The following is a 26,403-nucleotide window of genomic DNA, read 5'->3' on the forward strand; positions in this document are numbered from 1 at the left end:
GGGAGCCAAGGCACAGAGGTATGGCGCGGGGTCGGCGCCGGGTGCGGCTGCGGTGTTGCTCGGGGTGCCTTGAGTTCTGGGTCGCCCACGCTTGGTCCGGAGGGGGCTGTTCCGTCAGGTTGTCCACAGGGGCTCGATCGCGACTTCTCCGTCCACAGGCTTTCCGGCTCCCGCTTGACACTTGAGAGTGATCCAGCGCCGAATTTGCTTGCGGGACAACGATATCGGTGACGCGTGGGGGCCGAGGGACTGTCAGTGGTCGCCGATACGGTTGTCGTATGGATGGAACCCCGGGGCTCGAGGAGCGACGACGCGGCATCGCTGCTGCCCGGGCGGCGTTGACGGGGATCGCGGGGTCGCTGTGGGAGGCACCCAGCGGTGGTGGACTCGGCGAGCTGCTCGGTGAGGTCGACGCGCTGGTCGCTTCGTGTGAGGCGGCTCGTGTTGCGATCGTGGGTGAGGCGATCGAGCGCGGCGACACCTGCGACGGGCCGCAGGCGCTGACTGTGACCCAGTGGGTCCGGCACCACGCCCCGTGCACGCGGGCTGGTGGGGCCGGTCAGGTGGTCGAGGTTGCGGTCGCGTTCGCGAAGCCGGTGAACGTCGTGGTCAAGGACGCGGTCGAGGCGGGGCGGTTGCCGGTGCGTTCGGCTGCGGTGGTGGTGGCGGAGGCGGATCGTCTGCGACCGCTGTTGGCGCCGGGTGCTGAGCCGCACGTGCTCGAGGGTCTGATCGACATGGCGGTGGCTCATGGGCCGCGGGGGTGTCGGATGGTGCGGCCGGCGTTGTTGGCGCGGTACGGGCGGGAGGGGCAGCTGCAGTGTGAGCAGGACGCGGCTCGGCGGTTCGTCGCGCTGTCGCAGCCGATGGAGGACGGTACGGGGATCGCGGAGTACCGCCTGGTCCTCGACATGGAGGGCAAGGCGGTGCTGGAGGCGGCGCTCGGTCCCTTGTCGGCACCCAAGCCGGTGGAGGGCGAGCGGGACCTGCGCGGCTCGGACCAGCGCCGGGGCGAGGCCCTCGTCAGCTTGGTGAAGCGGGCGGTCGAGGCAGGCCAGGCAGTGGGCCCGAACGCGAAGACGCAGCTCGTCGTGACCATGGACTGGGAGTCGCTGGCCAGTGGAGTGCGGGGCGCAGGGGTCACCCTCGGTGGTTCGGACACCGGGACGATGCTGGCGCCGGAGACGGTGCGCCGGTTGGCGTGCAACGCGTCGGTGCTGCCGGTGGTGCTGGGTTCGGCCGGTGAGGTGCTCGATCAGGGGCGGGCAGTGCGGTTCTTCACCACGGCCCAGACGCGGCGGTTGTGGCTGCGCGACGGTGGTTGCACGTATCCGGGTTGCTCGATGCCGCCGCACTGGGCGGATGCGCACCACTTGGTGCACTGGGCGGACTTCGGGCGCTCGGATCTGGACAACGCGGCGTTGTTGTGCGAACGGCACCACACGATTGTGCACCAGCGTCGGCTGGCCGGGAACGTCGTTCGGGATGCGGTCGGTGAGCGGGTGGAGTGGGACCTGAGGCGGGGTGGGTATGACCAGCTGCTGGCTCGTCGCGCCGCCCAGGAGCCAGCGTGACCCCGCCCCACACCCCGCCATGGACGGCGGGGCCACCACCGTGCCCCGAACCAGCGAGCCGGGCCCCAGGCAGCCCACCAGCCGGCGAGCCTGCCGAACTTGGGAGCCCACCAGCCAGGCAGCCCACTAGCCCGGAGCCTGCCAACCGGGGAGCCAGCCGGCCAGAGCGGTGCCGGGCGCGCGGGTGTCGGCCGCGCGGCATACGGTTGAAGCATGGAATTCCGATACCTCGGCAACAGCGGTCTCAAGATCTCCGAGATCACCTACGGCAACTGGCTCACCCACGGCTCACAGGTCGAGAACGACGTCGCCACACAGTGCGTGCGCGCGGCTCTCGACGCAGGCATCAGCACGTTCGACACCGCCGACGTCTACGCCAACACCAAGGCAGAGACCGTCCTCGGTGACGCCCTCAAGGGCGAGCGGCGCGAGAGCCTGGAGATCTTCACCAAGGTCTACTGGCCCACCGGCCCCGGCGGCAAGAACGACACCGGACTGTCTCGCAAGCACATCATGGAGTCGATCAACGGTTCGCTCGACCGACTCCAGACCGACTACGTCGACCTCTACCAGGCACACCGCTACGACACCGAGACGCCGCTCGAGGAGACGATGCAGGCGTTCGCCGACATCGTCCGCCAGGGCAAGGCGCTCTACATCGGCGTCAGCGAGTGGACCGCCGACCAGATCCGCGAGGGCGTCAAGCTGTCCAAGGAGCTCGGCTTCCAGCTCATCTCGAGCCAGCCGCAGTACTCCATGCTGTGGCGCGTCATCGAGGACGAGGTCGTCCCGACGTCCCAGGAGCTCGGCGTCAGCCAGATCGTCTGGAGCCCCATCGCCCAGGGCGTGCTCACCGGCAAGTACCAGCCCGGTCAGAAGCCGCCGGAGGGCTCGCGCGCCGCTGACGAGAAGGGCGGCGCCGACATGATCAAGCGCTTCATGAACGACGACGTCCTCACCCGCGTCCAGAAGCTCAAGCCCATTGCCGACGAGGCGGGCCTGTCGATGGCCCAGCTCGCCGTCGCCTGGGTCCTGCAGAACCCCAACGTCGCCGCCGCACTCGTCGGCGCCTCGCGCCCCGAGCAGGTGCACGAGAACGTCAAGGCCGCTGGTGTGAAGCTCGAGGCCGCACAGATGAAGGCGATCGACGATGCGCTGGGCGACATCGTCGAGCGCGACGCCGGCAAGACCAAGGAGACCGCGCCCCAGACGCGCGTCGCCTGAGTCCCAGCGAGGAACGGCTGAGGGGGGCACGTTCGGGATTGCCCGGACGTGCCCCTCGGCGCTGCGCACGCGGCTCGCATTCTCTTGTCGAGGGACTGGACGTGGACTCCTCCAAATGTTCTATGCCGAGCAATCGTTTCGGGTGTATTTCTGCGAAAGGAGCCTAATAGGGCGTATATCCGTTGTTTGATGCAGTTGCCGCCGTGGGACGCACCTCTCAGCGGCAGTGACGCTCGGGCTGAACTCCCTGCGGCACCTCTATCGACGCCAATGGGAGCACGAGCACATGACTACGTCACCGGCAGGTTGGTACCCCCAAGGAGACGGACGCCAGCGATACTGGGACGGATCCCAGTGGACTGAGCACTTCGCCCCTGCCGCGCCCGAGGGCCTGGCGGGGGCGTCACCTACCACCAAAGAAGACGGGGTCGTGGCAAGGAAGCCATGGTTCAAGAAGAAGCGCGTCCTCATTCCCGCGGGGGCCTTGGCTATTGCAATGGTCGGCGGGGCGCTAAGCCCGGACGATTCGACCACACCGGTCGCAGCCTCGTCGTCACCGCCCACCGCTACATCACCGGCGGGCTCAGCACCAGCGGTGACCTCGAAGCCCGTGGATGCGTCGGTTGCGAAGGCTTCCGCAGCCGCAAAGGCGAAGGCGGATGCAGCTGCGAAGGTCAAGGCGGCGGCTGACGCCAAGGAGAAGGCTGCCGCTGCTGCAAGGGCGAAGGCCGCGGCGGCCGTCGCTCCGTACAACGACACATACGGTTCCTTCGCCAACCTGAGCAGACGCGGCCGTGGAGATGCGATTGTCAAACTTCCTCGGGGTGCCGACGCGGGCATCGTGACGTTCTCGCACCAGGGGTCCTCCAATGTGGCCGCATCGGTCTTGGACTCCTCCAACCAGCCGACGGGCGACCTTTTGGTCAACGAGATCGGCAACTACTCAGGCGTTACAGCCTTCGGCTTGCACGACTTTGGCGGAGATCCAGTAAAGATCAAGATCACGGCCGATGGCACTTGGACAATGAAGATCTCTCCTATCGCTTTAGCGCCGGTCTTGAGTAAGTCGGCAAGTGCTAGCGGCGACAAGGTCTTCCGCTACGACGGTGAGGGCTCTGACTGGGCCATAGCGCACAAGGGGTCCTCGAATTTCGCGGTCATCCAGGTCGGCGGCCTCTTGCCAAACGTGGCCGTCAACGAGATCGGCAGCTACAAGGGCGTGGTGCCCTTTACCGAAGGCCCGTCTGTGGTGTCCGTTACCGCAGATGGCCACTGGACCATGGTTAGGAAGTAGTTCACGTGATCCTCAATGGACGCATGGGCAAGTCGGCGTTGCTCGTCGGCAGCGCTGTGGCATTTCCCCTCCTCCTGACGGGATGCGGGAGCGGCAAGACAGTGGCACGTTCGACAGTTACTCAGACCGTGATTCGAGAGACTGTGACGGTGAGTCCCACGGCGGCTGGGACCACGTCGACGCCATCGGAAACATCGAGCTCGAAGGCCCCGTCGCCCAGCGCAGAGCCCACGCCTGAAACATTCACAATGCCCAAACTCGTGGGGGAGAACCTGCAGCTTTCCCAGGACAAACTGCAGAGCCTCGGGTCCTTCCTGCTGGATCAAGACGATGCGTCGGGTTTAGAGCGGCTACAGATCAACGACTCGAATTGGAAGGTTTGCTCGCAGGAACCGAAAAGTGGCACGAAAGTTCCGGTGGCGACGGTGGTCAAGCTGAGTTCTGTGAAGTTGGCTGAGACTTGTCCATGAGTCTGTCCATGTGCGCGGAGTATCGGTCTTCCTGATGCTCGTAAGGAGGCAAGCCGCGGGGTGGCCGGACGTCGTCCGGTCGCCCCGCGATCGTGTCAGCGGGTGAAGCAGCGGCCCATGCCGAGCCTGCGCAGTCCTTCGAGGTCGCCCGCACCGAACTCGTGCTTGCCGACGTTGTCGTCGTACATCAGCTCGCTGCGCTTCTTCACGTGCGTCAGGCCGACCATGTGCGCCAGCTCGTGCATGACGATGGCGCGAGCGTCGGCCCAGCCTTCGGTGCGGTTCAGGATGGAGCGGAAAGTCGGCGCGTCGAGGAACACGATGCCGCTGACCCAGTGCTGGTCGACGCTCTGGGCGTAGGTGGCGGCCCGGGGACCGCCGACTCCTGCCACCCGGCCGTCGAGCTCCGGCACGACCCGTGGGTTGGTCCAGGCCACCAGTGCCGGCGACCACCTGTTGCCGTAGCGCTGCGGGTCCAACGGAGCCCGGTCGGCGTCGGGTACCTCATCGGTGGTGCCTTCGATGACGAACTTCAGCCCGGTGGCTCTGCTGACCTCGTTGGCTGCCTCGGTGAGCAGGCGGTCTGCGTTGGGCGGAGCCTCGGCCGTGTTGACGACGACATGGATCGGACGGCACGGGTCCCACGCCACCGGCGGGCTGTCCGCGTCGCTCATCCGCTGCATGAAGGCGTACTCCGTCGACGAGGACTAGCTAGGTGGAGGGTGCCCGAGCGGTTCCGTGCGGGCGTCGACCGGGACCGGCGGCCACATGGCTCGGACACCGTCGACCGCGCCGGGAATGGCTGCCGGGGGTGAGGCGAAGTCGATGCCGTGGGTGCCCCACGTGACTCCGGTGGCAGGCCCGGACTGCGCCTCGCTGCGCGTCAGTCGGGGTGCGGCCCACAGCGCGCCAACGACGATGGCGGCTGTGAGGAGCAAGGAGACCAGCGTGCGCGGCCGACCGCTACGCGTGCGATCTCCACGCGTCCGACTGCTCCGCGCTCGACCCCTGTGCAATCGACCTCTGTGGGCCCACCCTCTGCGGCCTCCCGCGACCACCTGCAGCCGCGGCTGGCGCGCGCTCCAAGCCGACTCCGGCGCCGGAGCGGTTTGGGCATAGGCGCCGGAGGGTCCGGGGGAGACCAGCGCGAGGGGTTCGGGCCACTCGGTCCTCGCGCGGCGGCGGCGTGGGCGGGGACGCCCGGCCTGGACGTCGGCGAGGCACCACAGGCATACCGGGGCACGGTCGGAGTCGAGCCGTCCGGCCCGTTCTCCCGCCCTCAGAGGCTCACCGCACGCACATTGCGTCGGCCGATCTACGCGGATCATCTCCATGGGCCCGTCGGTCCCCACTGCCCTACCCCACATCCCTGTCACATCTGCCGCCCGGATGCTAGATCCACATGCGCCGAACTCGTGGGGAAACCGGGACAGTCCGACCGAACGGGCGGCTCCTCGTTTGTCGCAGGGGGTGTGGGGATCAGATGTGGCGATGGCGGCTGCCGCCAACGGCTGAGCCACGTCGGCAGGCAGGCGAGGTAGGGCGCGGAGGTGGCCCCGCGGCATACCTCGGGTTGGGTTGGCGTCAGCGGGCGGAGCGGATGATGGCGGCGACGTCGCCGACCGGGCCGAGGTGGGCAAGCTTGTCGGGATTGACGATCGAGCGGACGCCGGTGATCTCGCAACCGTTGATCTCGAGCGACCAGACACCGAGGATGCGCTCCTCGTCATCGACGTAGATCGCGCCGGGGGCGCCGTTGACCTCGACCGCGCGCATCGACACCTGGGGGAACCGCGCGAGGGCGTGCAGCCAGTTCACGAGAGTGTGGGCGACCCGGCTGCGACCGTGCTGCGACCTGGCGAGGGCGGGCACCTTGCCGCCACCGTCGCCGGTGAGCTCGACGTCGTGGGCGAGCAGTGTCTCGAGTCCCGCGAGGTCGCCGTGTCGAGCGGCGGCGAAGAACCGGCCGGCCAGCTCGTTCTGCTGCTCCCGCGTCGTCTCGAACCGGGGTCGGCGCTCCTTGACGTGCCGTCGGGCGCGGGTCGCCAGCTGGCGGACGTTGTCCTCGGTCTTGCCGACGATGTCGGTGATCTCGGTGTACCCGTACCCGAAGACGTCGTGCAGCAGCAGCACCGCTCGTTGCTCGGGGGAGAGGCTCTCGAGGAGCACGAGCATCGCCAGGGACAGCGAGTCGGCCGTCTCCGCCGCCACCGCGGGGTCGTCACGCTCACCGCGTCCGTCGGTGATGATCGGCTCCGGCAGCCACTCGCCGACATAGCGTTCGCGCCGGGCCCTCGCCGAGCGCAGCTCGTTGATCGCGAGCCGGGTGGTAACGGTCGCTGCGTACGCGCGCGGCGACGTGATCACCTCACCCGCCTCGAGCGACTGGTGCACCCGCAGCAGCGCCTCCTGCACGACGTCCTCGGCCTCCGAGACGCTGCCCAGCATCCGGTAGGCGATGCCGAACGCGGTCGGTCGCAGCTGGTCGAGCAGCTCGTCCCGTGTCACGCCCGCAGCTCCGAAGACCTCGAAGGGTCCGAAGAGCTGGAAGTCTCCGAGGGCCCCGAAGCCTCCGAGGGCCCCGAAGCCTCCGGAGGCCCAGACGACTCTGCGAGCTCCGTGAACCCCTGACGCCAGCTCGGGTGCGCCGGGCTCCAGCCGAGCTCGCGCCTGGCCTTGGCGTTGGACGCACCCCGCAGCTCGGTCATCATCGCGATCCCGAGCTCACCGGTGAGCAGCTGGCCGACGAGGCGGGGCACGTGCATCGGCGGCCGGGCGCCGATCGAGTGGGCGAGAGCCGGCAGCCAGTCGGCGACCTTGGCGGGATCGTCGTCGACGATGTTGTAGACACCACGGCGGCCGCGGTCGACGGCTGCCACCGTTGCCTCGGCGGCGTCGGCGACGTGGATGAACGACCACACCCCGCCGCCGTCCCCGACGACCGGGAACTTGCGCTGGCGTACAGCGGCGGTCTGCTCACCGTCGGGTCCGAGCGACGTCCCGGGCCCGTAGAAACCGCCGTAGCGCAGCACGATCCCCTCCGTCCACGTCGCAGCCAGGACTGCCTCCTCGACGTGCCGGATCGCGGCGACGGTCTCGCGCATCTGCTTGGCGGCCCCCCGGCCAAACGAGTCCTCCTCCGTCTTCACCGGTCCGCCCGTGCGTTCGTATGCCGCGAAGAAGCTCTGCGCGACGAACCGCGTCACTCCCACGGCGTGGCCGGCCGAGAGCAGGTGGTCGGTGCCCTCGGTGCGCAGCCGGTTGGTCACCGCGAACGCCCGGTCGAAGTGGCGCAGGTCCATCGGCCCGATGGAGGTGAGCTGGTGGACGATCACGTCCGGCTGCACCCTGCCCACGGCGTCGGCAACCTGCTCCGCGTGGAGCGCGTCGGCGACCACCGGCACCGCACCCAGGTCGGCGACGAGCCCCTGCTTCAAGGCGCTCCGCGTCATGCCATGGACCTCGTGGCCTGCGGCGACCAGTCGCGGCACCAGCTGCCGTCCGATGGCCCCGGTTGCTCCTGCGACGAACACCTTCATGTCGACTCCCTCATCGATGGTCACGTGTACCCATCAAGACAAGGCAGCCTCTGCGGTTGTGACAGCCGCGCGCATCTTCTGGAGCCGGGCGTCATCCGGGCTCACCTGTGCGGCAGGGTCCGGGCGTACTCGATGCTGCGCTCGACCCACCCGCGCAGCTCCTCGTCGGTGGCGTACCCCGCCTCGCTGACGCGCAGCCACCCCCTCATCGGCTTGCCCCGCATCTCGAACGGCGTGACCCCCGCCTCGGCCAGCAGCGGCTCGGCGTCAACCGGGTCGAGCCGCACCATGAGGCCGCCGCTGCCGCTGGCCGCGACCGACATGTTGCCGTTGACGAGAAAGGCCAGTCCGCCGAACATCCTCTTCTCGGTCACGTCCAGGTCGCTCACGACCAGGTCGCGGATCCGCTGCGCCACCCCTTCGTCATACGCCATGTCGACATGGTCGCACGCACCTGTGGTCGGGTCGGTGCTCTTCGCGGCTCCTGCCCGTCACAGGGTGAGCGGTCACTGGGGCATGCCGGCGAGGTCGGGCTCTAGAACATGTGCGCCGGGGTTGTCCTCCATCGTTGGACGGAGGCGTTCTGCGGGGTCTCGGGGGAAGATCGCGTCATGGGTGACGTGGACCGGATCGATGCGACGCATACCTGGGTGATCTATGAGGGTGAGCCGTATGCCGACCCACTGGTCGGTCGCCACGGTTCCCTCGTCGAGGTGTGCGCCTCGTTCAGCGATGCCGAGCTGGTCGAGCTCTGCGGTCACTGGGAGTGGCGCGCCGAGCTCGCGACGAGCGACATCGACCGGTGGTGGTGCTGGACGGTCGTCCGGTTCGGGCAGCGGTTGCTTGCTGGTCGTCGGGCACAAGAGCACTCCCAGGGCGGATCGCGTTGAGCACCAGCACCAGCACCATCGCTGAGCACCAGCACCATCTAGAGCTGCATCGCGGCTGACACGACCTCGTCGACAGCGGCCGACCCACCGCCCAGCACCAGCGGGGACAGTCGCGCCACCACGTCCGCAGCTTCACGGTGGATGGCCCTGATCAGGTCGGTGCTGCTGTCGACCGCCGAGACCAGCACGACTCGGGAGTCGGCGACACCTTCCAGCGGCACGAATCGGTAGGCGCCCTGGCCGTAGAGCCGGGACACGGAGGCCGGCGCCACCGCCATACCGAACCCCGACTCGACCCGGTCACGCGTCTCCAGCGGGCCGTCGGCCGCGGGCCCCCGCCGCTCCACCTCCCAACCGTTGGTCAGCGACGTCAGGCTCCAGTGCGTCACGATCTCCCGGGGCACCGAGTCGGCCATGCGCACCATGGCCCGGGCCGCGACCTGTTGCAGCGACAGCACCGCGGCATCGCTCTCCTCGAAGGACGACGGCACCCCGACCCCGACGGGTTCCGAGAGCAGCACGGTCATCACGGTGTCCGCTGCGGGGTACGGCTCGCGCGTGATGAGGAGGTCGACCTCCTCGAGGATCCGGGGGTGCCACTGGTGCATGCCCAACGAACGATAGTGGAAGCCCACCCTGGGGAACCGTCGAGCGAGCTCGACCAGGAGTGGCCGAGTCATCTCCAGCGCCCCTCCGGGCATGATCGCCAGGGTCACGTCGCCGGAGGAGGCGGTCAGCTGGACCGACCGCCGCGCCGACCGAGCTGCGTCGAGCATGAGCTGCGCGGGACCCAGGAGCGACTCACCGGCCGCGGTGAGCACGACCGACTGGTGGCCGCGGTCGAACACCGGTGTCCCGAGGGTCAGCTCGAGCTCGCGGATCCTTGCCGAGACAGCAGGCTGACTCAGGTAGAGATGCTCGGCGGCGCGCCTGAAGCCCTTGTGCTCCACCACCGCGACAAAGGCCTCGAGGTGTCTCAGCTCCATGGTGTGCCCCCATAGGTCACCGGCGCACGTGATCGCGCGAAACCATGTTCATGCTGGTCAGCGGGGTGGTCAAGCCGTTTCGACAAGATGCCGCGTGAGACGGGGCCGATGCGACGTGGAGCCGGCGCGAGGGGCGCTGGAGGTGGTCCCGATGGCTGCCGCGCCCGCCCCCGATCGGGCTGCGACCCCTCTGACCGCCGTGGTGACCAGACCTTCGACCGCGCCCCTCGACGCCAGCCACGAACACCGTACGGCTCGGTGGGCGCTCGTGTCCCGGCTCGGCGGTACCGGGGTGATCAGCGTTCGTGATCACCCCGGTAACGGGGTGGCCGGGCGCCTCAGCTGCTCGTGACGACGAGGGTGTGGCTGCCCGCCTTGGTCGGGACCGTGACCTCGAGTCCGCGGTTGGTGGTGCGCGTCGTCCAGTCGGTCAGCTGGCGACCGTCGAGCTGCACACTCGCCACCCGTGAGCCGCCCGGCAGGGTGTGACCGATCCAGACCTTCGTCGCGCCAACGGACTGCGGCACGGCGAGGGTGGTGGTGTAGCGCTTGCCGGTCACGGAGGCGGTCACGTCCGCGAACCCGCCGCCGAGGCGCAGGTGCTTGACCGACGCGGAGGGCTGACCGCTCGGCACCTGGGGAACGACCACGAGCTGGCCGTTGCCGAGGTCGGGCTGGACTCCCAGCCACTGGTGGACGACCGCCCAGGCGGTGCCGTAGTTGCCCCAGGCCTGCATGAACATCGAGCGGCAGGTCCAGCAGCGGTCGATGTTGGCGCCCTGGTCGGGGGAGGGGAAGATCTCCGGCATCGCTCCGGGCTGCTCGTCCGGCGTGCCGCCTGTCGCCGGTTCGGCGAACATCGGGTCGGCCAGCGCGTGGATGTACCGCTGCTGCTGACCGGCGCCCAGGCGGCCGTAGTTGCCCTCTCCGATCGACTGGATCGAGGTGGTCAGCCCGAAGATGACCTTCTCGCCGAGGCCGTTCTGGCCACCACCGCACCCGGTGTGGAACAGCCCGGTCGACAGGGGAGCGGTGCCGCTGAAGCAGTCGTTCTCGCGCCCAGCCAGGGCGGCGTTGCCGTGGGCGTATGGCGCCAGCCCGGCCACCGTCCGGCCGTTCACCGTGAGCTCCGCCTCCATCGGGGTCTGGCCGATCCAGTGCTTCTGGAACGACTGCACGTCACCGGGGTCGATGAGCGAGTCGGCGTACTGGGACGCCGCGGCATACCACCACGTGGTGTCGAACCGGTCGTGGATCTTGCGGGCGAGGTTGTTGGCCCACGCGAAGGTCGTCCCGTCGTGCTTGGACTTCGCCAGGTCGGCGAGGTCGTACAGACCACGGATGTAGTAGACGGTGTTGTCGAGCTTCTCCGGCCCCATCCCGCCGCGCTCGACGTTGCCGAGACCTTCCGGCCAACCGTCGTGGTCGGCGTCGAGCTTGTTGGTGACGTAGCGCAGGTTGCGCACCGAGAAGTCGTACATCTCGTCGCGGAACGCGTTGTCGCCGGTCCAGCGCCACAACAGCGCCACCGTGCTCGGGAACTTCACCGTCTCGTCGGTGTTGAAGTTGTATGCGGTGGTGCCGTCGGGGTTCGTGGAGCGGGAGTCCTGGCCGAACCAGATCGACCCGTCGGACACCACCTCGTGGGTCACCACCCCCGACCGGTTGTTGAGGAGGTCCGAGACGTCACGCAGGGTGCGCAGGTGCCCCTTGATGGCCTCGAACTGACCCACCGAGACGGAGGCGAAGGCGGTGTACTCCGCGTCGGTGCCGAAGATCCACGGGTAGTCCGGGAACCCTGCGCCGATCCACGTCGCGCTGGGAACTGTGCCGGCAGGGGCGGGGAACTGCTTGCCCTGGTTGGTCCAGCGCACCTGGAGGTCGGTCGCGTTCTGGGTGAGGTCGGCGATGTTCTGCTTGCCCCACTCGACGGCGTTCTGCACCAGCGGGTCGCCGGGGAGCGAGAGCTGCGTCATCTGCGACAGGGCCGCCCGGCTCGCCTTCTTCTTCGCCAGCGCTGCGGCGGGGTCGGTGAGCGCCTTGGCCAGCTCGCCCCTGGCCGCGCCGAGGCCCTGGTCGGAGCCCGCCACCGCGAGCCAGACCGTGGTCGACCCGCCGGCGGGGAGGTCGAGGGAGTACGTCAGCCGGCCCCCGGTGCCGCGTCCAAACGGCCCGTCGTCGCAGGCTGAGGGCTTGGGGTCGGCGGGCGCACCGGGCTCGGTGCCGGTGCAGCGGTGGCCGGGCTGGGCGCCGTAGAACTGGTCGCCGATCTGCCCCGACGCCGGGGTGACGGCGGTGCCGACCAGCGCGGCGTAGTGGTGGGTGGGCGCGCCGGGCAGCGCGCCGTCGTCGGTGAAGACGAGGTTCTTGCCGTCGTAGGAGCCGTGATCGGGGAGGTTGTCGCTGGCGTTCGGCTTCACGCCGTCGAAGCCCCAGGGGTACTGGCCCATGAGCTCGGAGTGCGCGTCGACCGAGAGGGTGGTGCTGCGGGCCGCGCCGGGGTTGGTCACCGTGAGGCCGAAGAGGGCCCCACGGACGCCGTCGGGGACGAAGTCGGTGCGCGTGACCTGCAGGCCGGCGGTGTCGGGCAGCGCGTACCGCGTGTAGCCCTGGCCGCTGGTGAACGTCGTCGCCGGGCCGACCCACTGGCCGTCGAGACCGAACCACACCCCGTCGACCAGCTTCATCGGCGGGGTCCAGACACCACCCATCTCACCGGTGATGTGCCAGCCGTTGGCGTAGAAGCGACCGTCCTCGAAGCCGATCGAGTACGCCCGCGTGCCGGCAGAGACCTCGCGCCGGTCGGCCAGCCGTGAGCTCACGGAGAGCTCGTCCGGCGTGGTGGTCATGGTGACCGAACTCGCGGTGGTGCCGGCAAGCCGGGGTGCGGCGACGGCAGGCAGCTGTGCTGCCATGACGGTCGTTCCGAGGGCCACCGTGCAGGCAGCGGCCACGAGAGCTCGAGACATCTTCGTCCTCCGACCCAGCAGGGGGAGCGGCGCCGGTCGGCGTCCTCTGGGTGGTCAGGACCGCGTCGTCCTCGGGTTGCGCTGGAGAACTTCGGACGACTTTGTCCGGACCTGTCGGAACGTACACCCGCCCCACCGACGAGGCAACGGATGCGGCCGACCGGGTCCGGGCGTCAGCCTCGCGGCGTGACGCTGACCCGGGGCAGGCGAACGGAGATGGTCGACAGGCTCATCCGCAGAGACCCGAGGTGCGCCAGGTGGCGGCAGACCACGATGGTCACGAGCGCCGGGATCGCGCCGGACACGAGCAGGGCCGCGCGGGCGCCATACGTCTCGGCCATCCAGCCGACCACGGGGCCGCCCACGGCTCCGCTGCCGATGAAGACGAGCATGTAGAGCCCGACGACGCGGCCACGCAGGTGGGGCACCGTCGCGAGCTGCACCAGTGACTGGGCCTTGGTGAGGAACCCCAGGTTGGCGGCGCCGACGAGCACGAGCAGCAGGGTGAAGAGAAGCTGTTGGGGTGCCGCTGCGGCGAGGAGCATCGCGCAGGCCAGCCCCCAGGCGGCATACCCGACGGTGCGGAGCCGCAGCGGTCGCTGGCGACGGGCGGTCGCGAGGGCGCCGCCCATGGCGCCGAGGGCCACCATGGCGTTGAGCAGTCCCAGACCGCTCGCCCCGGTGTGGAACTCGTTCTTGGCAAAGGCGGCCAGCGTCACGGGCAGGCTGATCGTGAAGAACCCGAACGCCCCTGCCATGACGATCGGCCACAGGACGGTCGCGTTCTCCATCGCGTACTGGAGGCCGGCGCGGGCCTGCGGGGCGGCCGGCCGCGACTGCGCCTCATTGTCAGCGGCGCTGGGGGACAGGCGTGGACGGCGCAGCGGGGTGCCGCGCATCAGCGAGAGCGCCACGACCGGCGCGACGAAGGTCAGGGCGTTGACCGCGAACGCGTATCCCGCGCCCATGGTGCTCATCAGCACACCACCGATCACCGGACCGGTCATGGCCCCGATCTGGAAGGTGCACGACACCAGGCTGATCGCGTTGGGGAGCTGCGGTCCCTGGACCACCTCGGACACGAACGACTGCCGTGCGGGGTTGTCGACGGCCGCGATGATGCCGAGGACGAACGCCAGCGCGTACACGTGCCACACCTGCACGACCCCGGTCAGGGTGAGGACCGCCAGGGCCGCCGCGGTGAGCGACATCGACACCTGGGTGACGAGCAGGAGGGCCCGCTTCGGCAGGCGGTCGGCGAGCAACCCACCCTGCAGGCCGAGCAGGATGGTCGGCGCGAACTGGAAGGCGGTGACCACGCCGACCGCCGTCGGGCTGTCGGTGATCGTCAGGACCAGCCAGTCCTGGGCGATCCGCTGGATCCAGCCCCCGGTGCCCGAAACCAGCAGCCCAGAGAGCAGGAGGCGGAAGTTGCGGTTCTCCAGCGACGGGAAGGTGCGCGAGAGCCCTTGGGGGACAGTGAGTTTGGGGAAGTGGACTGGGGCGGAGGCGGCGGAGCTCATGTCGTCCTGGCGAGAGTTGCGTTCGGTGGGGTCGTCGGCGGTCGGTGTGACTGGTCAAGTGTGCTCCCTCGAGCGGCTCGCCGCGCTATTCTGGGATGAAATCAGTCCTATAAGTGCCATTGCGATTCGTGATGAATGCACGAAGGCCGACGAAGGAGTCTGCAGCGTGTACGAACCCGAGCAGCTGCGAACCTTCCTCGCGGTCGTCCAGACGCTGAGCTTCACCCGTGCAGCCGAGTCCCTCGGCATCCGGCAGCCGACGGTCAGCCAGCACGTCCGCCGCCTCGAGGAAGCGGTCGGACGGCCGCTGTTCCTGCGGGACACCCGCAGCGTCACACTGACCTCCGACGGGGAGGCGATGGCCGGGTTCGCCCGCGAGATCATCGCTGCGCAGCAACGGGCTGTGGGTTACTTCACCGGCTCGCACCTTGCCGGGCGTCTCCGCTTCGGCGTGACCGACGACCTGGCCCTCACGCCACTGCCGAGGATCCTGCGCGACTTCCGCCAGCTCTACCCGCGCATCGACCTCGAGCTCGCGGTGCTGCAGAACGACAGCCTGATCCGGCGCATCGAGTCGGGCCACCTCGACGTCGCCTTCGTCAAGCGCAGCGCCGGGACCCCGACCCCCACCCGAGGGCAGGTCGTCCGCCGCGACCACCTCGTGTGGGTGGGCACCGACGGCACCCGGCTCGACCCCGAGCAGCCGGTGCCGCTCGTCGTCTACCAGGCACCCAGCCTCTCGCGCGCGATCAGCGTCCAGGCCCTGGAGAAGGCCGGTCGCCGCAGCCGCATCACGTGCACCGTGCGCGGGGTCAACGGGGTCCTCGCTGCAGTCCGCGCCGGGCTCGGCATCGCGGTCATGGCCCGCACCCTGACCCCTCCCGACCTGGTCGAGCTGCCCCCGAGCCTGGGCCTGCCCAAGCTCCCGCACCTCGACCTCGTCCTGCTCACCACCAAGACCGCCCCGGCAGAACCCGCCAAGGCGCTGACCTCCGCGATCCTCGCGAGCGGGGCGCCGCTCGGACCGGTCACGGGCCGCTGACGTCGAGAGGCATCAGCGTCGCTGTGACTGCCAGGCCAGTCGGACGGCTTCGCGGATGGCGTCCGCGTCGCCGTCGAGCTCGGCCTGCACCTTGCGGTGGGTTTCCCACCGCGGTGGGACGCCGAACGTCTCCGGATGGGCCTCGACGAGCCGGTCGCGGTCGTCGCGGTCGACCCGCACGAGCACCGTCCCGAGCTCGTCCTGGCGCACCACGAGGCGGTCGTCGACGTACCACGCGACCCTGCCGGGGTGGCCCTTGCGCTTGCACCCCAGCAACGACGTCGCGAACTCGTCCAGCTCGTCCAGCTCGTCCAGCGTCATCCCGCCGACGCTAGCCGCGACCGGGGGAGCGAACCAGACCAAGGCGGCCGGACGCCGGCAGCGCACCCCGTCAGCGCACCCCGAACAGCTGCGTCGTGGGCGCCCACGAGGTGGTGAGCTTCCTGGGGGAGGTGACCCGGCCGCTGCCGTCGCCGGCGTAGACGTAGGTGATGTTGGTCTTGGTGCGCGCGAGCAGGTCCGCTCTGCCGTCGCCGGTGAGGTCGCCGGTGGAGAAGATCGACGCGAAGCTGCCCCAGCCGGTGCCGACGACGCGTCCCGACGTGAGTCCGGTGCCGGTCGTCCCCGCGCCGGTGCCGGCGTAGAGGTAGAGCAGACCGTTGGCCCCGCGAGCGAGCAGGTCCGGTCGCCCGTCGCCGGTGAGGTCGCCGGGGGTGGCGATGTCGACGAAGTTCTGCCAGCCCGTGCCGATCTTGCGAGCCGTGCCGACGAACCCGCCGGCGCCGTTCCCCGTGAGGAGCCACAGCTCGCCGTTGGCCTTGCGCGCCAACAGGTCTGGTTTGCCGTCGCCGGTCCAGTCGCCGGGGGCGAGCAGCAGCGTCGTGGTCGAGAACCCGGTGCCGACGAGCACGTTGCCCGGCTTGAAGCCTCCGCGCCCGTTGCCACGGTAGAGCCACACGGCACCGGTCCGGGTCAGGGCCAGGACGTCGGAGAACCGGTCGCCGTCGAAGTCGCCCGGGGACAGCACCTGGGCGAAGGCGCCCCAGCCGGTGCCGGCCTTCGCCGGGGCGCCGACGGCGGCGCCGATCACCGGGTACAGCAGGAGGTCACCAGACTGGGTCCGACCGAGCACGTCACCGCGGCCGTCGCTGTTGAAGCCACCGCGTGGAGCGGTGGTGAGGACCAGGGGTGGCTTGACCTTCGTGTAGGCCAGCCCGGACAGGGCCTTCCAGTCGTTGGCGGCGACCTTGCCCGTGACGGCGACCTGGGCCGCCTTCTGGAACGACGACACGGCCGTGGTGGTCTGGGCGCCGAAGTCGCCGTCGGCCGTGCCCACGGAGTAACCACGACGGCTCAGCTCGAGCTGGAGGTCGCGGACGGGCCACCCGGTGGCACCGGCGGCCAGCGTCAGTGACCCGTATGCCGCGTACAGCCCCGCGGTCGTGACCGGGGCGGGCGCGACCTTGGTGTACGCCAGCCCCGACAGGGCCTTCCAGTCGTTGGCGGCGACCTTGCCGGTCACGGTGAGCTGGGCGGCCTTCTGGAACGCCGACACCCCTGCGGTCGTCATGGCGCCGAAGTCGCCGTCGGCCGTGCCCACGGAGTAACCACGACGGTTGAGCTCGAGCTGCAGGTCGCGGACCGCGTAGCCCGTGGAACCGGCGGCCAGCGTGAGCGAGCCGTACGTGGCATACAGCTTGCTTCCGATGACGGGGGCAGGCGGTGGGGCGACGATGGGCGCGGCGGACAGGGCGTAGGTCGCGGCCTTGCTGCGGATCGTGCTCATCTGCGGGTAGAGGTACTTGCCGGGGCACAGGGTGTACGAGGTGTTCTGGTGCGCGTGCACCGTCGGCAGGGTGACCGTCGTGCCGGCCGCGAACTTTGCGCCGGTGCCGCCCTGCGACGTGAGCTGGGTCGTGGCGGTGGGGCTCACGCCGTACTGCGACAGCTTCCAGCCGGCGACCCGGGCGAGGGCGTCGACCATCACGGCGGGCGCGGCCGCGGTCTCGTAGTTGCCGATGGCCGCGATGCCCATGGTGTCGGTGTTGAAGCCCATCGAGTGTGCGCCGCGGACCGGCTCGGTGATGGACCCGGCACGCCCCTCGTAGACCCGTCCCCACTTGTCGACGAGGAAGTTGTAGGCGATGTCGGCCCAGCCGAGGCCCTGGGTGTCATACGCGTAGATGCCGCGGACCTGCGCCGCCGCGGTTTCCGGCGTGTAGTCGTTCGTCCCGGCCGTGTGGTGGATCGTGATGGCCTTGATGGTGCTGCTCAGCGTCTTGCTGCCGCGCAGGCTCTCGTCGGCACCCCACTGGGCACGGGTGATGATGGTCGGCTGCGCCGCGGCGGCCGAGGCCGAGGCCGCCGGTGTCCTGGCCGTGAGGTCCTTGTCAGCGGGGGAGGTGCCGGGGTCGATCGTCGTGACCTGGAGGTCAGGCAGGGTGCGCCCCTGCGGGGTGTCGACCCGCACCTGGATGCCGGTGCCGCCGTCGGTGACGATCGGCGTGGTGCCCAACCGGGCGCCGACGGACTCGGGCGTGCCGGCCTCGGGCCCGTCGTCGGGCACCGGGAGCAGCTCCCAGGCCGTCCAGCCCTTCGCCTCCTTGACGCGCACCTGCACGGTCACGTCGTCGGCGGACAGGCTGGTGGTGCTGGCCCAGGAGATGCCGGCGACCGTGAACCTGGGGCGTGGCTGCTCCCGGGTCAGGACCGAGGTGACCCGGGCGCTCTGCCGGGACGGGGCGACCGAGCGGGCCGCGTCGGAGGTGACCGTCGCGCCGGCGGATCCCTTGTCGGTGGCGCTCAGGGCGGCCGGAACCCTGACGAGGGCCTTGGCCGGGGCTGCGGCGGTGGCCAGGCTGCGGCCGGCCTTGGCCTCGAGGCTGGCGGCGACGGGGTCGATGCCGCCGATGGGGGTGCTCACGACCTTCGGTGCCACCGGTCGGGGGGTGTCGGCGGAAGCGAAGGAGACGGTCGGGAGGGCGACGAAGACGGGGGTCAGGGCAACGGCAAGAGCAGCAGAGATCAGTCGCATCAGTTATGTCCGGGAGGGTCAGCAGGGGCGGGTGGGACGACAGTGAAGGATTTCACCTGCAGTTGACGTAGTGGGCCTAGAACAAAAAGACGAGCCATTCGGACGATCTGGCCACGGCGTGTCGTGCCGTCCCGTCGGCGTGGCGGGTATGCCGTGGGTCTGGCGGAGATGAGCGGCTCCCCGGTACGGCGCCCCCTGGCCTTCCCGCCGGGGTGCGCGGCCAGGTGGCCCCACCTAGTGTCGAGGAGTGAGTGGCAGCGCGGCCCCGGCGACGCATCCGGCACGAGCGGTCCGCGAGGCCCTCGACGCGGTGCGATCCGCACCGACCATCCTGCAGGCGCTGCGTCTCGTGGCCGGGGTGGTGGCGGCAGCGGCCGACGACCATGCCGGGGCGAGCGTGGAGGACCTGCGGCTCGCGGCGGACGACCGCCGCGATGCCGTGGTGGCCCTCGCCGCCATGCACGCCCTGGGGGCGCTCCCGGTCGCCGATGCCGCGACCCTCGTGGGGCTCCTGGCGTCCGGTGACGCGTTCCGGGTCGAGCACGCCGCGTGGGCGCTGGCCCGCAGCGCGCCCGTCCCCGACGCGACGCCGCTGCTGGTCGACCTCGTGGCGGCCGGCGGGGTCACCGGCATGCTGGCGCAGCTCACCCTCGAACGCTGGGCGCCCCAAGCCCCCGAGGTCGTCCTCGCCGCCCTGTCGGTCGCTCTCGAACGACCGGACGCAACAGCCCCCCACGTGGACCACGTCGCGCGCACCAGACTGGTCGAGACTGCGGGGCTCGTGCCCGGGGCGGCAGCGACCGCGTTGCTCCTCGGTGTGGTCGACCGCGGCAGCGAGGGACCAGCCACAGGTGAGCTGTCCTCCGAGGCGCCGACCACCGTGGCAGCTGCCGCCGCGGCTCTCGGCGACTGGTTCGCCTCCCGACCTCGCGCGAGGGCGGGGCAGCGTGGACGCGACCACGCGCCATACCCGGGTGGTGCCGGGTCGGGCCTGACGGTGGCCCAGCTGTTCCTGCACGCCGACATCGACGGTGAGCTGAGCAGCGCCGGCAAGGGTGACACCGGCGGGATCGCCACGCTGCTCGTGCACCTCGGCAACGCCCTGCTGGAGTCCGCGGGTGGGGTCGACCGGGTCGTGACGATCTCTCGCGGCCGCCCCGGGGCGGACCACGGCCCGGAGCACGTGGGCGCGCCCGGCCACCACTACGCGCAGGTGCCGCTGGAAGGACCACCCCAGGGCATGGCCGATGCCTGGATGCACCGGGTCGCCGTCCGCCGGGGTGTGCGACGGATCCTGCGCGCGGCCGGGACCGTGGACGCGATCCACCTGCGGATGGCCGACGTGGGTTCGATGGCGGCTGCCGAGGCGGCGCGTGAGCTCGGGGTACCCGTCGTCTTCACGGTGGCGCCGGACCCGCACGCCCTGCTCGCTTCGCGGGAGGCGTCCGGGGCTCTGACCCGCGAGTCGTTCGCCACGGCAGATGCGTTGGAGCACCTGACCTTTCGTGACCACCTGGTCCGCGAGCTGGCACGCGACGCCGACCGGCTCGTGCTGTTCCCACGTCCCCAGCTGGACCGCGACAGCCTCGACCTCCTGGGCCTCGACCTCGCCACCGAAGGGTCCCGCGCCACCGTCGTCGCGGAGGGCATCGACTTCCGTGCCGTCGACCGCGCCGGCATCGCCCACAGGGCGACACTCAGGGGCGGTGTCGCGGACGACCCCACCACCGTGGCCCTGGCCGAGCTCGACGCCCTGCTGGCGACCCTGCCCACCGAACGGCGGCACCTGCCGCTGGCGATCACGGTCGGACGGCTCAACCCCGTCAAGGGCATGGCCACCCTCGTCGAGGCCTGGAGCCGGGACCCGGCCCTGCACGGCCGCTGCAACCTGCTCGTCGTGGGCGGCGACCTCGACGACCCGTCGGGTGACGAGGCCGCAGAGCTGGCCCGCATCCACGCCGCCGTCCCGCCATCGGCCTCGGGAGACCAGGGGCTCCTGCTGCCCGGCCACCGGCCGCACGCCACCGTGGCGGCGTGGTTGGCCGCCACCCGCCGCGGTCGCCCTGCCCTGACAGCACCGGACGGGATCTACGTGTCGGCCAGCCTCAAGGAGGAGTTCGGGCTCGCCATCCTTGAGGCGATGGCAGCCTCCCTCGTGGTCGTGGCACCGGACGGCGGGGGACCAGCCACGTATGTCGAGCCCGGCGTCACCGGGGTGCTCTGCGACACGTCGGTGCCGTCGACCCTCGTCGAGGCGATGCACCGTGCGCTGGACATGGCCGCCTCGCCCGAGACCGCCATGCACCAACGACGGGCGCTCGCGACGTTGCGCGACCGGTTCAGCATCACGACGATGGCGGGCGCCCTCGCGGGGGTCTACGCCTCGATCGCCGAACACGTCGACGACGCCGGTCACGCCGGTCGCGCCGGCCTGGCCGGTCGCGACGGCCCTGCCCGGGGTGCGACGCACGTGCCACCCGCCGGGGCGGCGTCGTGACGCTGCTCGTCATCAGCCCGGACTACGCCTCCCACCTCTACCCGCTGGCCACCCTCGCCACGGCCTGGGCCGAGCAGGGGGAGCGGGTCGTCGTCGCCACGGGCCCGGCGACGGACGCGATCGTCGAGGGGTTCGGGTTCGAACGAGCCCACCTGCAGCTCGGTCGAGGGTCGAACCCCGGAGTGATCCGGGCCGAGGAGCAGCCGACCGGCGAGGACGACGCCCTGCGCGGGTTCTTCGACGCCACGAGGCGAGGAGCGTTGGAGACGTTGGAGTTCCAGGCCCGCGCCCGAGGGGACGACCTGCTGTGGGCGCCGGTCGAGGTCGGTCGGGCGGTGCTCGACGTGGTCGACCGGGTCCGACCCGACACCGTCATCGTCGACCACCTGGCGTTCTCGGCCCGGCTCGCGCTGGGCAGTGCGGGGGTGCCGCACGGCGACGTCGTGCTCGGCCACCCGACCGCCCTGCCCGTCGGCGACGAGGTGTACGGCTGTCCGCCGGTGTTCCCGAACGCGTTCGACATCGACCCGCAGCGGCTGGCCGGGTTGCGACTGCTCTGCGAGGACGTCCGCGACACCTTCACCCACCAGTGGAACGCTGCTTCCCGCGCACTGTCCGGATCAGCTGCAGAGGTCGACGACGCGTTCGCCGTGACCGGCGACGTGCTGCTGCTCAACTACCCCGGCGAGCTGCACGACCCCGGCCGGACGCGCCTGCTGCCGCAGCACCGCTTCCTCGGGTCGGCGGTGCGCGCCGAGCCCGACGACGCCGCCGTCTCGCGGTGGTTGGCGGCCAGCGAGCAGCCGGTCGTCTACGTCAGCCTGGGCAGCTTCCTGTCCGTCCGGGGGGACGTCCTCACGCGGGTGGCTGACGCGTTGCGCGGGCTCGACGTCCGGGTCGCCCTGGCCCACGGTTCGACCCCGGCGTCGGAGCTGGGGGACCTGCCGGCCACCTGGCTCGTTCGCGAGGTCCTGCCCCAGGTCACGGTGCTCCGCTCGGCCTCCCTCGCCATCACCCATGGAGGCAACAACAGCGTCACCGAGGCGCTCACCGCCGGGGTGCCGATGCTCGTCCTCCCGCTCTCGACCGACCAGTTCGCCGGAGCTGCGGCTCTCGAATCAGCAGCCGTGGCAACAGTTCTCGCACCCAACACTGCGGCGCCGAGCGAGATCCGCCGGGCAGCTGCCGAGCTCTTGGCTGACTCCCGTGTGTCAGCAAGGCTCACCGAGCTCGCGGCCTCGCTGCGCACCTCGCCGGGGGCGCAACGTGCCCGGGAGGCCCTCACCGGGGTGCCCGCTGCAGCACCCTGAGCAGCCGTGGCAGGGTGGGGCGAGGTCACCGGTGAGGTGCCGGAGACGACGGCCCTGCCCCACCCCATACCAAGGAGGACCCTTGATCTTCATCACCGCGAAGTTCCCCGTGAAGCCCGAGCACGCCGACGCGTGGCCGGAGCTGAGTCGGGCGTTCACCCAGGCGTGCCGGGCCGAGGACGGGTGCCTGTGGTTCGACTGGGCGCGCAGTCTGGACGACCCGAACGAGTACGTCCTGGTCGAGGCGTTCCGCGACGACGAGGCCGGAGCGGCACACGTGCAGTCCGACCACTTCAAGGCCGCCACGAGCGAGCTGCCGCAGTACCTCTCGGCCACGCCCCGCATCGTCAACGCGAACGTCGAGGGGACCGGTTGGTCAGAGCTGGGGGAGATGGCCGTCCAGTCCTGACGGCCGGAGCCGGGGTGGAGCAGGCTCAGCTGGTGAGCCAGGTCTCCTCGGTGCCGAGACCCTGGAGCTCGGCGTCGAGCGCCCCGACGAGGCGGACGGCGAGCATGCGGTGCGACAGCAGGTCGGCCGAGGCGGCCACGAGGGCGGTGTGCTCGGCGGTGCCCACGCGGGCGCGGTCGGCCCGGGGCTCGGAGGTCGTGCGGTCGTTGTCCACGGGCAGGACGGTATTGAGCCGTGACCCGCGACCCCGAAGCAACGGCGATGTCCTAGGCCGAACGTATGAGGAACGTCCCCGAAAGGGACGAGGCGCCGTCGCCGGACACCCGCTCGTCGGGGCTGGGGATAACTCGGACACGACCTCGCCGGGTCGCGGCACGATGCCGTCATGAGCTACCACGACCTGCCCCACGACATCCGCACCCGCTCGCTGGGCGACCCGACGCTGCAGGGCGACGTGGTCGACCTCGTCCTCGGCATCGAGGAGCGCCGCAGCGGTGCGATGGCCCTCATGCTGTGCGACGAGGAGGACCGCGGGGTCCAGCCCGTCGTGCTGACCGACCTCCGGGAGGACGCCTCAGTCGCCGACCTCCGCCGGCTGCTCGACCTCCTGCTGCCCGTGGTGGGGGAGCAGGGCGGCGCCATCCTCGTGGGTCGAGGACGGCGCCGCGGCCTCCTGCCCAGCGACCTCGACCGGCAGTGGCACCAGGCCACCATCGAGGCCTGCGACCGGTATGGCGTCCGCCTCCTCGGCTTCCACCTCGCCTCGCCGGACGGTGTCGCCGCGCTGCCGCAGGTCCTGCGCGAGGCGTCCTGACGCCGCCCGAGCTGGCGCGCGCCCCTGCACGGACGACGCGCGCAACCCCTGCGCGACCGCCGCGCGCCCCTGCGAGAGCGTCGCGGAAACTCCCGTTGCCGGCAGGACGGGCCGAACTAGTCTGTCGCCATGTACGAGTACAAGGTGGTCCAGGTCCGTGAAGGTCTCATCGGCGGCAAGATGTCGGCCGACAAGCTGGAGAAGGTCCTCAACGACTGGGCCGCCAAGGGGTGGCAGCTGAAGTCGATCACGGCGGTCGACGTCAAGGGCCGGATCGGCCCGGGGTCGAGCGAGGGCGTGCTCGTGACGTTCGAGCGCCAGACCGCCTGACGGTGGCCACCACGTCCGGGGGGCGGTCGACGCCCCACGCAGCCGACACCCACGACGTCATCCGCGTGCAGGGAGCTCGGGAGAACAACCTCAAGGACGTCACCGTCGAGATCCCCAAGCGCCGGCTCACGGTGTTCACCGGGGTCTCGGGATCGGGCAAGAGCTCCCTGGTCTTCGGCACCATCGCCGCCGAGTCGCAGCGGATGATCAACGAGACCTACAGCACGTTCGTCCAGGGCTTCATGCCCAACCTCGCGCGCCCGGACGTCGACGTCCTCGACGGCCTGACGACGGCGATCATCGTCGACCAGGAGCGGATGGGGGCCAACCCGCGCTCCACCGTCGGCACCGCGACCGACGCCAACACGATGCTGCGAATCCTGTTCAGCCGCATCGGCGCTCCTCACATCGGGCCGCCGACCGCGTTCGCCTTCAACGTCCCGACGCGGGTCGCCAGCGGGGTGATGAGGACCGACAAGGGCGGCCGGGAGGAGAAGACCGTCGTCCGCGACGCGGTCTACCAGGGCGGCATGTGTCCCCGGTGCGAGGGCATGGGGTCGGTCAACGACTTCGACCTCACCGCGATCTACGACGAGACGAGGTCCTTGTCCGAGGGTGCCCTCCTCGTCCCGGGCTACAGCATGGACGGCTGGTACGGACGCATCTTCAGCGGCGCTGGCCTGCCGATGGACAAGCCGGTCGCGAAGTTCACCGCAAAGCAGCTCGACAAGCTCCTGTACGGCCCACCGGAGAAGATCAGGGTCGACGGGGTCAACCTCACCTACGAGGGCGTCCTCACCAAGGTGCAGAAGTCGATGCTGTCCAAGGACCTCGAGGCGATGCAGCCGCACGTGCGGCGCTTCGTCGAGCGGGCGGTCACCTTCACGACCTGCCCCGACTGCCAGGGCACCCGGCTGTCCAAGGAGGCGTTGTCCTCAAAGATCCGTGGCAAGAACATCGCCGAGCTCTGTGCGATGCAGATCAGCGACCTGGCTGCGTGGCTGCGCGACCTCGACGAGCCCCCGGTGGCGCCGCTGGTCGCGAACCTCCAGCACCTGCTCGACTCGTTCGCCGAGATCGGGCTGGGCTACCTCTCCCTCAACCGTCCGGCGGGCACGCTCTCCGGCGGAGAAGCCCAGCGCACCAAGATGATCCGTCACCTCGGCTCGTCCCTGACCGATGTCACGTACGTCTTCGACGAGCCGACGATCGGCCTGCACCCGCACGACATCGCCCGGATGAACCAGCTGCTCGTGCAGCTGCGCGACAAGGGCAACACCGTCCTCGTGGTCGAGCACAAGCCCGAGACGATCGCGATCGCCGACCACGTCGTCGACCTCGGTCCGGGCGCGGGCACCGGAGGGGGCTCCGTGTGCTTCGAGGGCACCGTCGAGGGGCTGCGCGCCAGCGACACCACGACCGGGCACCACCTCGACGACCGCGTCGCCCTCAAGGACTCGGTGCGCGCCGCCACCTCCGTGCTGGAGGTCCGCGGTGCCTCGACCCACAACTTGCGGGACGTCGACGTCGACATCCCGCTCGGGGTGCTGTGCGTCCTCACCGGGGTGGCAGGGTCCGGCAAGAGCTCGTTGGTCATGGGCTCGGTCGCCGGGCGCGAAGGCGTGGTGGTCGTCGACCAGGGTGCGATCCGTGGCTCGCGTCGTAGCAACCCCGCGACCTACACAGGACTCCTCGAGCCGATCCGCAAGGCGTTCGCGAAGGTCAACGGGGTCAAGCCGGCGTTGTTCAGCTCCAACTCCGAGGGCGCCTGCCCTGCCTGCAACGGCGCCGGGGTGATCTACACCGAGCTCGGCGTCATGGCGACCGTCGAGTCCGTGTGCGAGGAGTGCGAGGGTCGGCGCTTCCAGGCCTCGGTGCTCGAGTACGAGCTCGGCGGTCGCAACATCGCCGAGGTGCTGGCCATGCCCGTGGTCGAGGCGCTGGCCTTCTTCGGTGAGGGCGACGCCCGAACGCCCGCGGCGCACAAGGTCCTCGAGCGGCTCGACGACGTCGGTCTGGGCTACCTCACCCTCGGCCAACCCCTGACCACCCTGTCCGGGGGTGAGCGGCAGCGCCTCAAGCTCGCCACCCAGATGGCGGAGAAGGGCGACGTCTACGTCCTCGACGAACCCACCACCGGTCTCCACCTCGCCGACGTCGAGCAGCTGCTCGGCCTGCTCGACCGCCTCGTGGAGTCGGGGAGGTCGGTGGTCGTCATCGAGCACCACCAGGCCGTGATGGCTCACGCCGACTGGATCATCGACCTCGGACCGGGCGCAGGCCACGACGGTGGCCGGGTCGTCTTCGAGGGGACTCCGGCCGACCTCGTCGCCGGCAGGTCCACCCTCACCGGGGAGCACCTCGCCGCATACGTCCGGGGCTGACCTGGTCCACCGTGGATGCACGGCATCGATGGCGTCGTCCTCAGGGCGTCGCAACAGGCCGCACCCGGACGCCGTCGCCCGACACCCGGAGCCTCTGCAGGTGATCGGCGGCGT

21 protein-coding genes and 1 pseudogene are annotated in these 26,403 nt (G+C 70.4%); 12 read left to right on the plus strand and 10 right to left on the minus strand.

Going from position 1 to position 26,403, the window contains the following annotated elements:
• Positions 1-278: 278 nt before the first annotated feature.
• From ABEG17_RS14985 to ABEG17_RS15000, 4 genes and pseudogenes are all read left to right on the plus strand, one after another.
• Positions 279-1,574: a DUF222 domain-containing protein gene (locus ABEG17_RS14985; RefSeq protein WP_406830278.1), complete on the plus strand. Its 1,296-nt coding sequence runs from the start codon at positions 279-281 to the stop codon at positions 1,572-1,574.
• Positions 1,575-1,787: 213 nt separating this feature from the next.
• On the plus strand, positions 1,788-2,798 hold the full coding sequence (locus tag ABEG17_RS14990; protein ID WP_406830279.1) for an aldo/keto reductase family protein: 1,011 nt from the start codon (positions 1,788-1,790) through the stop codon (positions 2,796-2,798).
• 286 nt (positions 2,799-3,084) lie between these two features.
• Positions 3,085-3,171 (plus strand): annotated as a pseudogene (locus ABEG17_RS14995) (DUF2510 domain-containing protein); the annotation flags it as partial.
• 57 nt (positions 3,172-3,228) lie between these two features.
• The gene (locus ABEG17_RS15000) at positions 3,229-4,092 is read left to right on the plus strand and encodes a hypothetical protein (RefSeq protein ID WP_406833247.1); all 864 of its coding nucleotides are present in this window, start codon (positions 3,229-3,231) and stop codon (positions 4,090-4,092) included.
• Positions 4,093-4,657: 565 nt separating this feature from the next.
• On the opposite strand, the gene ABEG17_RS15005 is transcribed toward ABEG17_RS15000, so the two are convergent.
• The 4 genes from ABEG17_RS15005 to ABEG17_RS15020 form a co-directional block, all read right to left on the minus strand.
• Entirely contained in the window at positions 4,658-5,245 is a 588-nt protein-coding gene (locus ABEG17_RS15005; RefSeq protein ID WP_406830280.1) for a matrixin family metalloprotease, read from the minus strand.
• 901 nt (positions 5,246-6,146) lie between these two features.
• A complete protein-coding gene (gene sigJ, locus ABEG17_RS15010; protein ID WP_406830281.1) occupies positions 6,147-7,070 on the minus strand; it encodes an RNA polymerase sigma factor SigJ in 924 nt (307 codons plus the stop codon).
• Positions 7,067-8,101: an NAD-dependent epimerase/dehydratase family protein gene (locus ABEG17_RS15015; RefSeq protein ID WP_406830282.1), complete on the minus strand. Its 1,035-nt coding sequence runs from the start codon at positions 8,099-8,101 to the stop codon at positions 7,067-7,069. Before ABEG17_RS15015 ends, sigJ begins: the two co-directional genes overlap by 4 nt.
• Positions 8,102-8,202: 101 nt before the next feature.
• The gene (locus ABEG17_RS15020; RefSeq protein ID WP_406830283.1) at positions 8,203-8,535 is read right to left on the minus strand and encodes a TfoX/Sxy family protein; all 333 of its coding nucleotides are present in this window, start codon (positions 8,533-8,535) and stop codon (positions 8,203-8,205) included.
• A gap of 177 nt (positions 8,536-8,712) precedes the next feature.
• On the opposite strand from ABEG17_RS15020, the gene ABEG17_RS15025 reads away from it, so the two are divergent.
• On the plus strand, positions 8,713-8,991 hold the full coding sequence (locus ABEG17_RS15025; protein ID WP_406830284.1) for a hypothetical protein: 279 nt from the start codon (positions 8,713-8,715) through the stop codon (positions 8,989-8,991).
• A gap of 38 nt (positions 8,992-9,029) precedes the next feature.
• Here the strand turns inward: ABEG17_RS15025 and ABEG17_RS15030 are convergent, their stop codons facing one another.
• The 3 genes from ABEG17_RS15030 to ABEG17_RS15040 all read right to left on the minus strand — a co-directional run bounded on the left by ABEG17_RS15030 (position 9,030) and on the right by ABEG17_RS15040 (position 14,469).
• Positions 9,030-9,977: a LysR family transcriptional regulator gene (locus ABEG17_RS15030; RefSeq protein WP_406830285.1), complete on the minus strand. Its 948-nt coding sequence runs from the start codon at positions 9,975-9,977 to the stop codon at positions 9,030-9,032.
• 338 nt (positions 9,978-10,315) lie between these two features.
• The gene (locus ABEG17_RS15035) at positions 10,316-12,892 is read right to left on the minus strand and encodes a hypothetical protein (RefSeq protein WP_406830286.1); all 2,577 of its coding nucleotides are present in this window, start codon (positions 12,890-12,892) and stop codon (positions 10,316-10,318) included.
• Positions 12,893-13,119: 227 nt separating this feature from the next.
• The gene (locus tag ABEG17_RS15040; protein ID WP_406830287.1) at positions 13,120-14,469 is read right to left on the minus strand and encodes an MFS transporter; all 1,350 of its coding nucleotides are present in this window, start codon (positions 14,467-14,469) and stop codon (positions 13,120-13,122) included.
• Between the two features lie 166 nt (positions 14,470-14,635).
• Here ABEG17_RS15040 and ABEG17_RS15045 point away from each other — a divergent pair, with 166 nt between their 5' ends.
• Entirely contained in the window at positions 14,636-15,511 is an 876-nt protein-coding gene (locus ABEG17_RS15045; RefSeq protein WP_406830288.1) for a LysR family transcriptional regulator, read from the plus strand.
• A 12-nt stretch (positions 15,512-15,523) separates the two neighbouring features.
• On the opposite strand, the gene ABEG17_RS15050 is transcribed toward ABEG17_RS15045, so the two are convergent.
• Positions 15,524-15,832: a hypothetical protein gene (locus ABEG17_RS15050; protein WP_406830289.1), complete on the minus strand. Its 309-nt coding sequence runs from the start codon at positions 15,830-15,832 to the stop codon at positions 15,524-15,526.
• 70 nt (positions 15,833-15,902) lie between these two features.
• A complete protein-coding gene (locus ABEG17_RS15055; protein ID WP_406830290.1) occupies positions 15,903-18,545 on the minus strand; it encodes a peptidoglycan-binding protein in 2,643 nt (880 codons plus the stop codon).
• Positions 18,546-18,792: 247 nt separating this feature from the next.
• On the opposite strand from ABEG17_RS15055, the gene ABEG17_RS15060 reads away from it, so the two are divergent.
• The 3 genes from ABEG17_RS15060 to ABEG17_RS15070 all read left to right on the plus strand — a co-directional run bounded on the left by ABEG17_RS15060 (position 18,793) and on the right by ABEG17_RS15070 (position 22,761).
• The gene (locus tag ABEG17_RS15060) at positions 18,793-21,042 is read left to right on the plus strand and encodes a glycosyltransferase (RefSeq protein WP_406830291.1); all 2,250 of its coding nucleotides are present in this window, start codon (positions 18,793-18,795) and stop codon (positions 21,040-21,042) included.
• The gene (locus ABEG17_RS15065) at positions 21,039-22,352 is read left to right on the plus strand and encodes a nucleotide disphospho-sugar-binding domain-containing protein (RefSeq protein WP_406830292.1); all 1,314 of its coding nucleotides are present in this window, start codon (positions 21,039-21,041) and stop codon (positions 22,350-22,352) included. The genes ABEG17_RS15060 and ABEG17_RS15065 overlap by 4 nt, the downstream gene beginning before the upstream one ends.
• 82 nt (positions 22,353-22,434) lie before the next feature.
• On the plus strand, positions 22,435-22,761 hold the full coding sequence (locus ABEG17_RS15070) for a putative quinol monooxygenase (RefSeq protein ID WP_406830293.1): 327 nt from the start codon (positions 22,435-22,437) through the stop codon (positions 22,759-22,761).
• Between the two features lie 25 nt (positions 22,762-22,786).
• On the opposite strand, the gene ABEG17_RS15075 is transcribed toward ABEG17_RS15070, so the two are convergent.
• A complete protein-coding gene (locus tag ABEG17_RS15075; RefSeq protein WP_406830294.1) occupies positions 22,787-22,975 on the minus strand; it encodes a hypothetical protein in 189 nt (62 codons plus the stop codon).
• Positions 22,976-23,146: 171 nt separating this feature from the next.
• Between ABEG17_RS15075 and ABEG17_RS15080 the strand changes: the two genes are divergently transcribed.
• From ABEG17_RS15080 to ABEG17_RS15090, 3 genes are all read left to right on the plus strand, one after another.
• Positions 23,147-23,575 (plus strand): hypothetical protein, encoded by a 429-nt coding sequence (locus ABEG17_RS15080; protein ID WP_406830295.1) that lies wholly within the window; start codon positions 23,147-23,149, stop codon positions 23,573-23,575.
• 129 nt (positions 23,576-23,704) lie between these two features.
• Positions 23,705-23,905 carry a DUF4177 domain-containing protein gene (locus ABEG17_RS15085; RefSeq protein WP_406830296.1) on the plus strand — a complete coding sequence of 67 codons (201 nt, stop codon included), beginning with the start codon at positions 23,705-23,707 and terminating at the stop codon, positions 23,903-23,905.
• 2 nt (positions 23,906-23,907) lie between these two features.
• Entirely contained in the window at positions 23,908-26,289 is a 2,382-nt protein-coding gene (locus tag ABEG17_RS15090; RefSeq protein WP_406830297.1) for an ATP-binding cassette domain-containing protein, read from the plus strand.
• The last annotated feature ends 114 nt before the right edge of the window (positions 26,290-26,403 follow it).

This window comes from Pedococcus sp. KACC 23699, from assembly GCF_045348425.1.
GTDB lineage: Bacteria > Actinomycetota > Actinomycetes > Actinomycetales > Dermatophilaceae > Pedococcus.

Coding starts and splice junctions, on each gene's coding strand:
- ABEG17_RS14985 (WP_406830278.1), top strand. CDS start 279: ATGGATGGAACCCCGGGGCTCGAGGAGCGACGACGCGGCATCGCTGCT.
- ABEG17_RS14990 (WP_406830279.1), top strand. CDS start 1,788: ATGGAATTCCGATACCTCGGCAACAGCGGTCTCAAGATCTCCGAGATC.
- ABEG17_RS15005 (WP_406830280.1), bottom strand. CDS start 5,245: ATGCAGCGGATGAGCGACGCGGACAGCCCGCCGGTGGCGTGGGACCCG.
- ABEG17_RS15015 (WP_406830282.1), bottom strand. CDS start 8,101: ATGAAGGTGTTCGTCGCAGGAGCAACCGGGGCCATCGGACGGCAGCTG.
- ABEG17_RS15020 (WP_406830283.1), bottom strand. CDS start 8,535: ATGGCGTATGACGAAGGGGTGGCGCAGCGGATCCGCGACCTGGTCGTG.
- ABEG17_RS15025 (WP_406830284.1), top strand. CDS start 8,713: ATGGGTGACGTGGACCGGATCGATGCGACGCATACCTGGGTGATCTAT.
- ABEG17_RS15030 (WP_406830285.1), bottom strand. CDS start 9,977: ATGGAGCTGAGACACCTCGAGGCCTTTGTCGCGGTGGTGGAGCACAAG.
- ABEG17_RS15035 (WP_406830286.1), bottom strand. CDS start 12,892: ATGGCAGCACAGCTGCCTGCCGTCGCCGCACCCCGGCTTGCCGGCACC.
- ABEG17_RS15040 (WP_406830287.1), bottom strand. CDS start 14,469: ATGAGCTCCGCCGCCTCCGCCCCAGTCCACTTCCCCAAACTCACTGTC.
- ABEG17_RS15050 (WP_406830289.1), bottom strand. CDS start 15,832: ATGACGCTGGACGAGCTGGACGAGCTGGACGAGTTCGCGACGTCGTTG.
- ABEG17_RS15055 (WP_406830290.1), bottom strand. CDS start 18,545: ATGCGACTGATCTCTGCTGCTCTTGCCGTTGCCCTGACCCCCGTCTTC.
- ABEG17_RS15080 (WP_406830295.1), top strand. CDS start 23,147: ATGAGCTACCACGACCTGCCCCACGACATCCGCACCCGCTCGCTGGGC.
- ABEG17_RS15085 (WP_406830296.1), top strand. CDS start 23,705: ATGTACGAGTACAAGGTGGTCCAGGTCCGTGAAGGTCTCATCGGCGGC.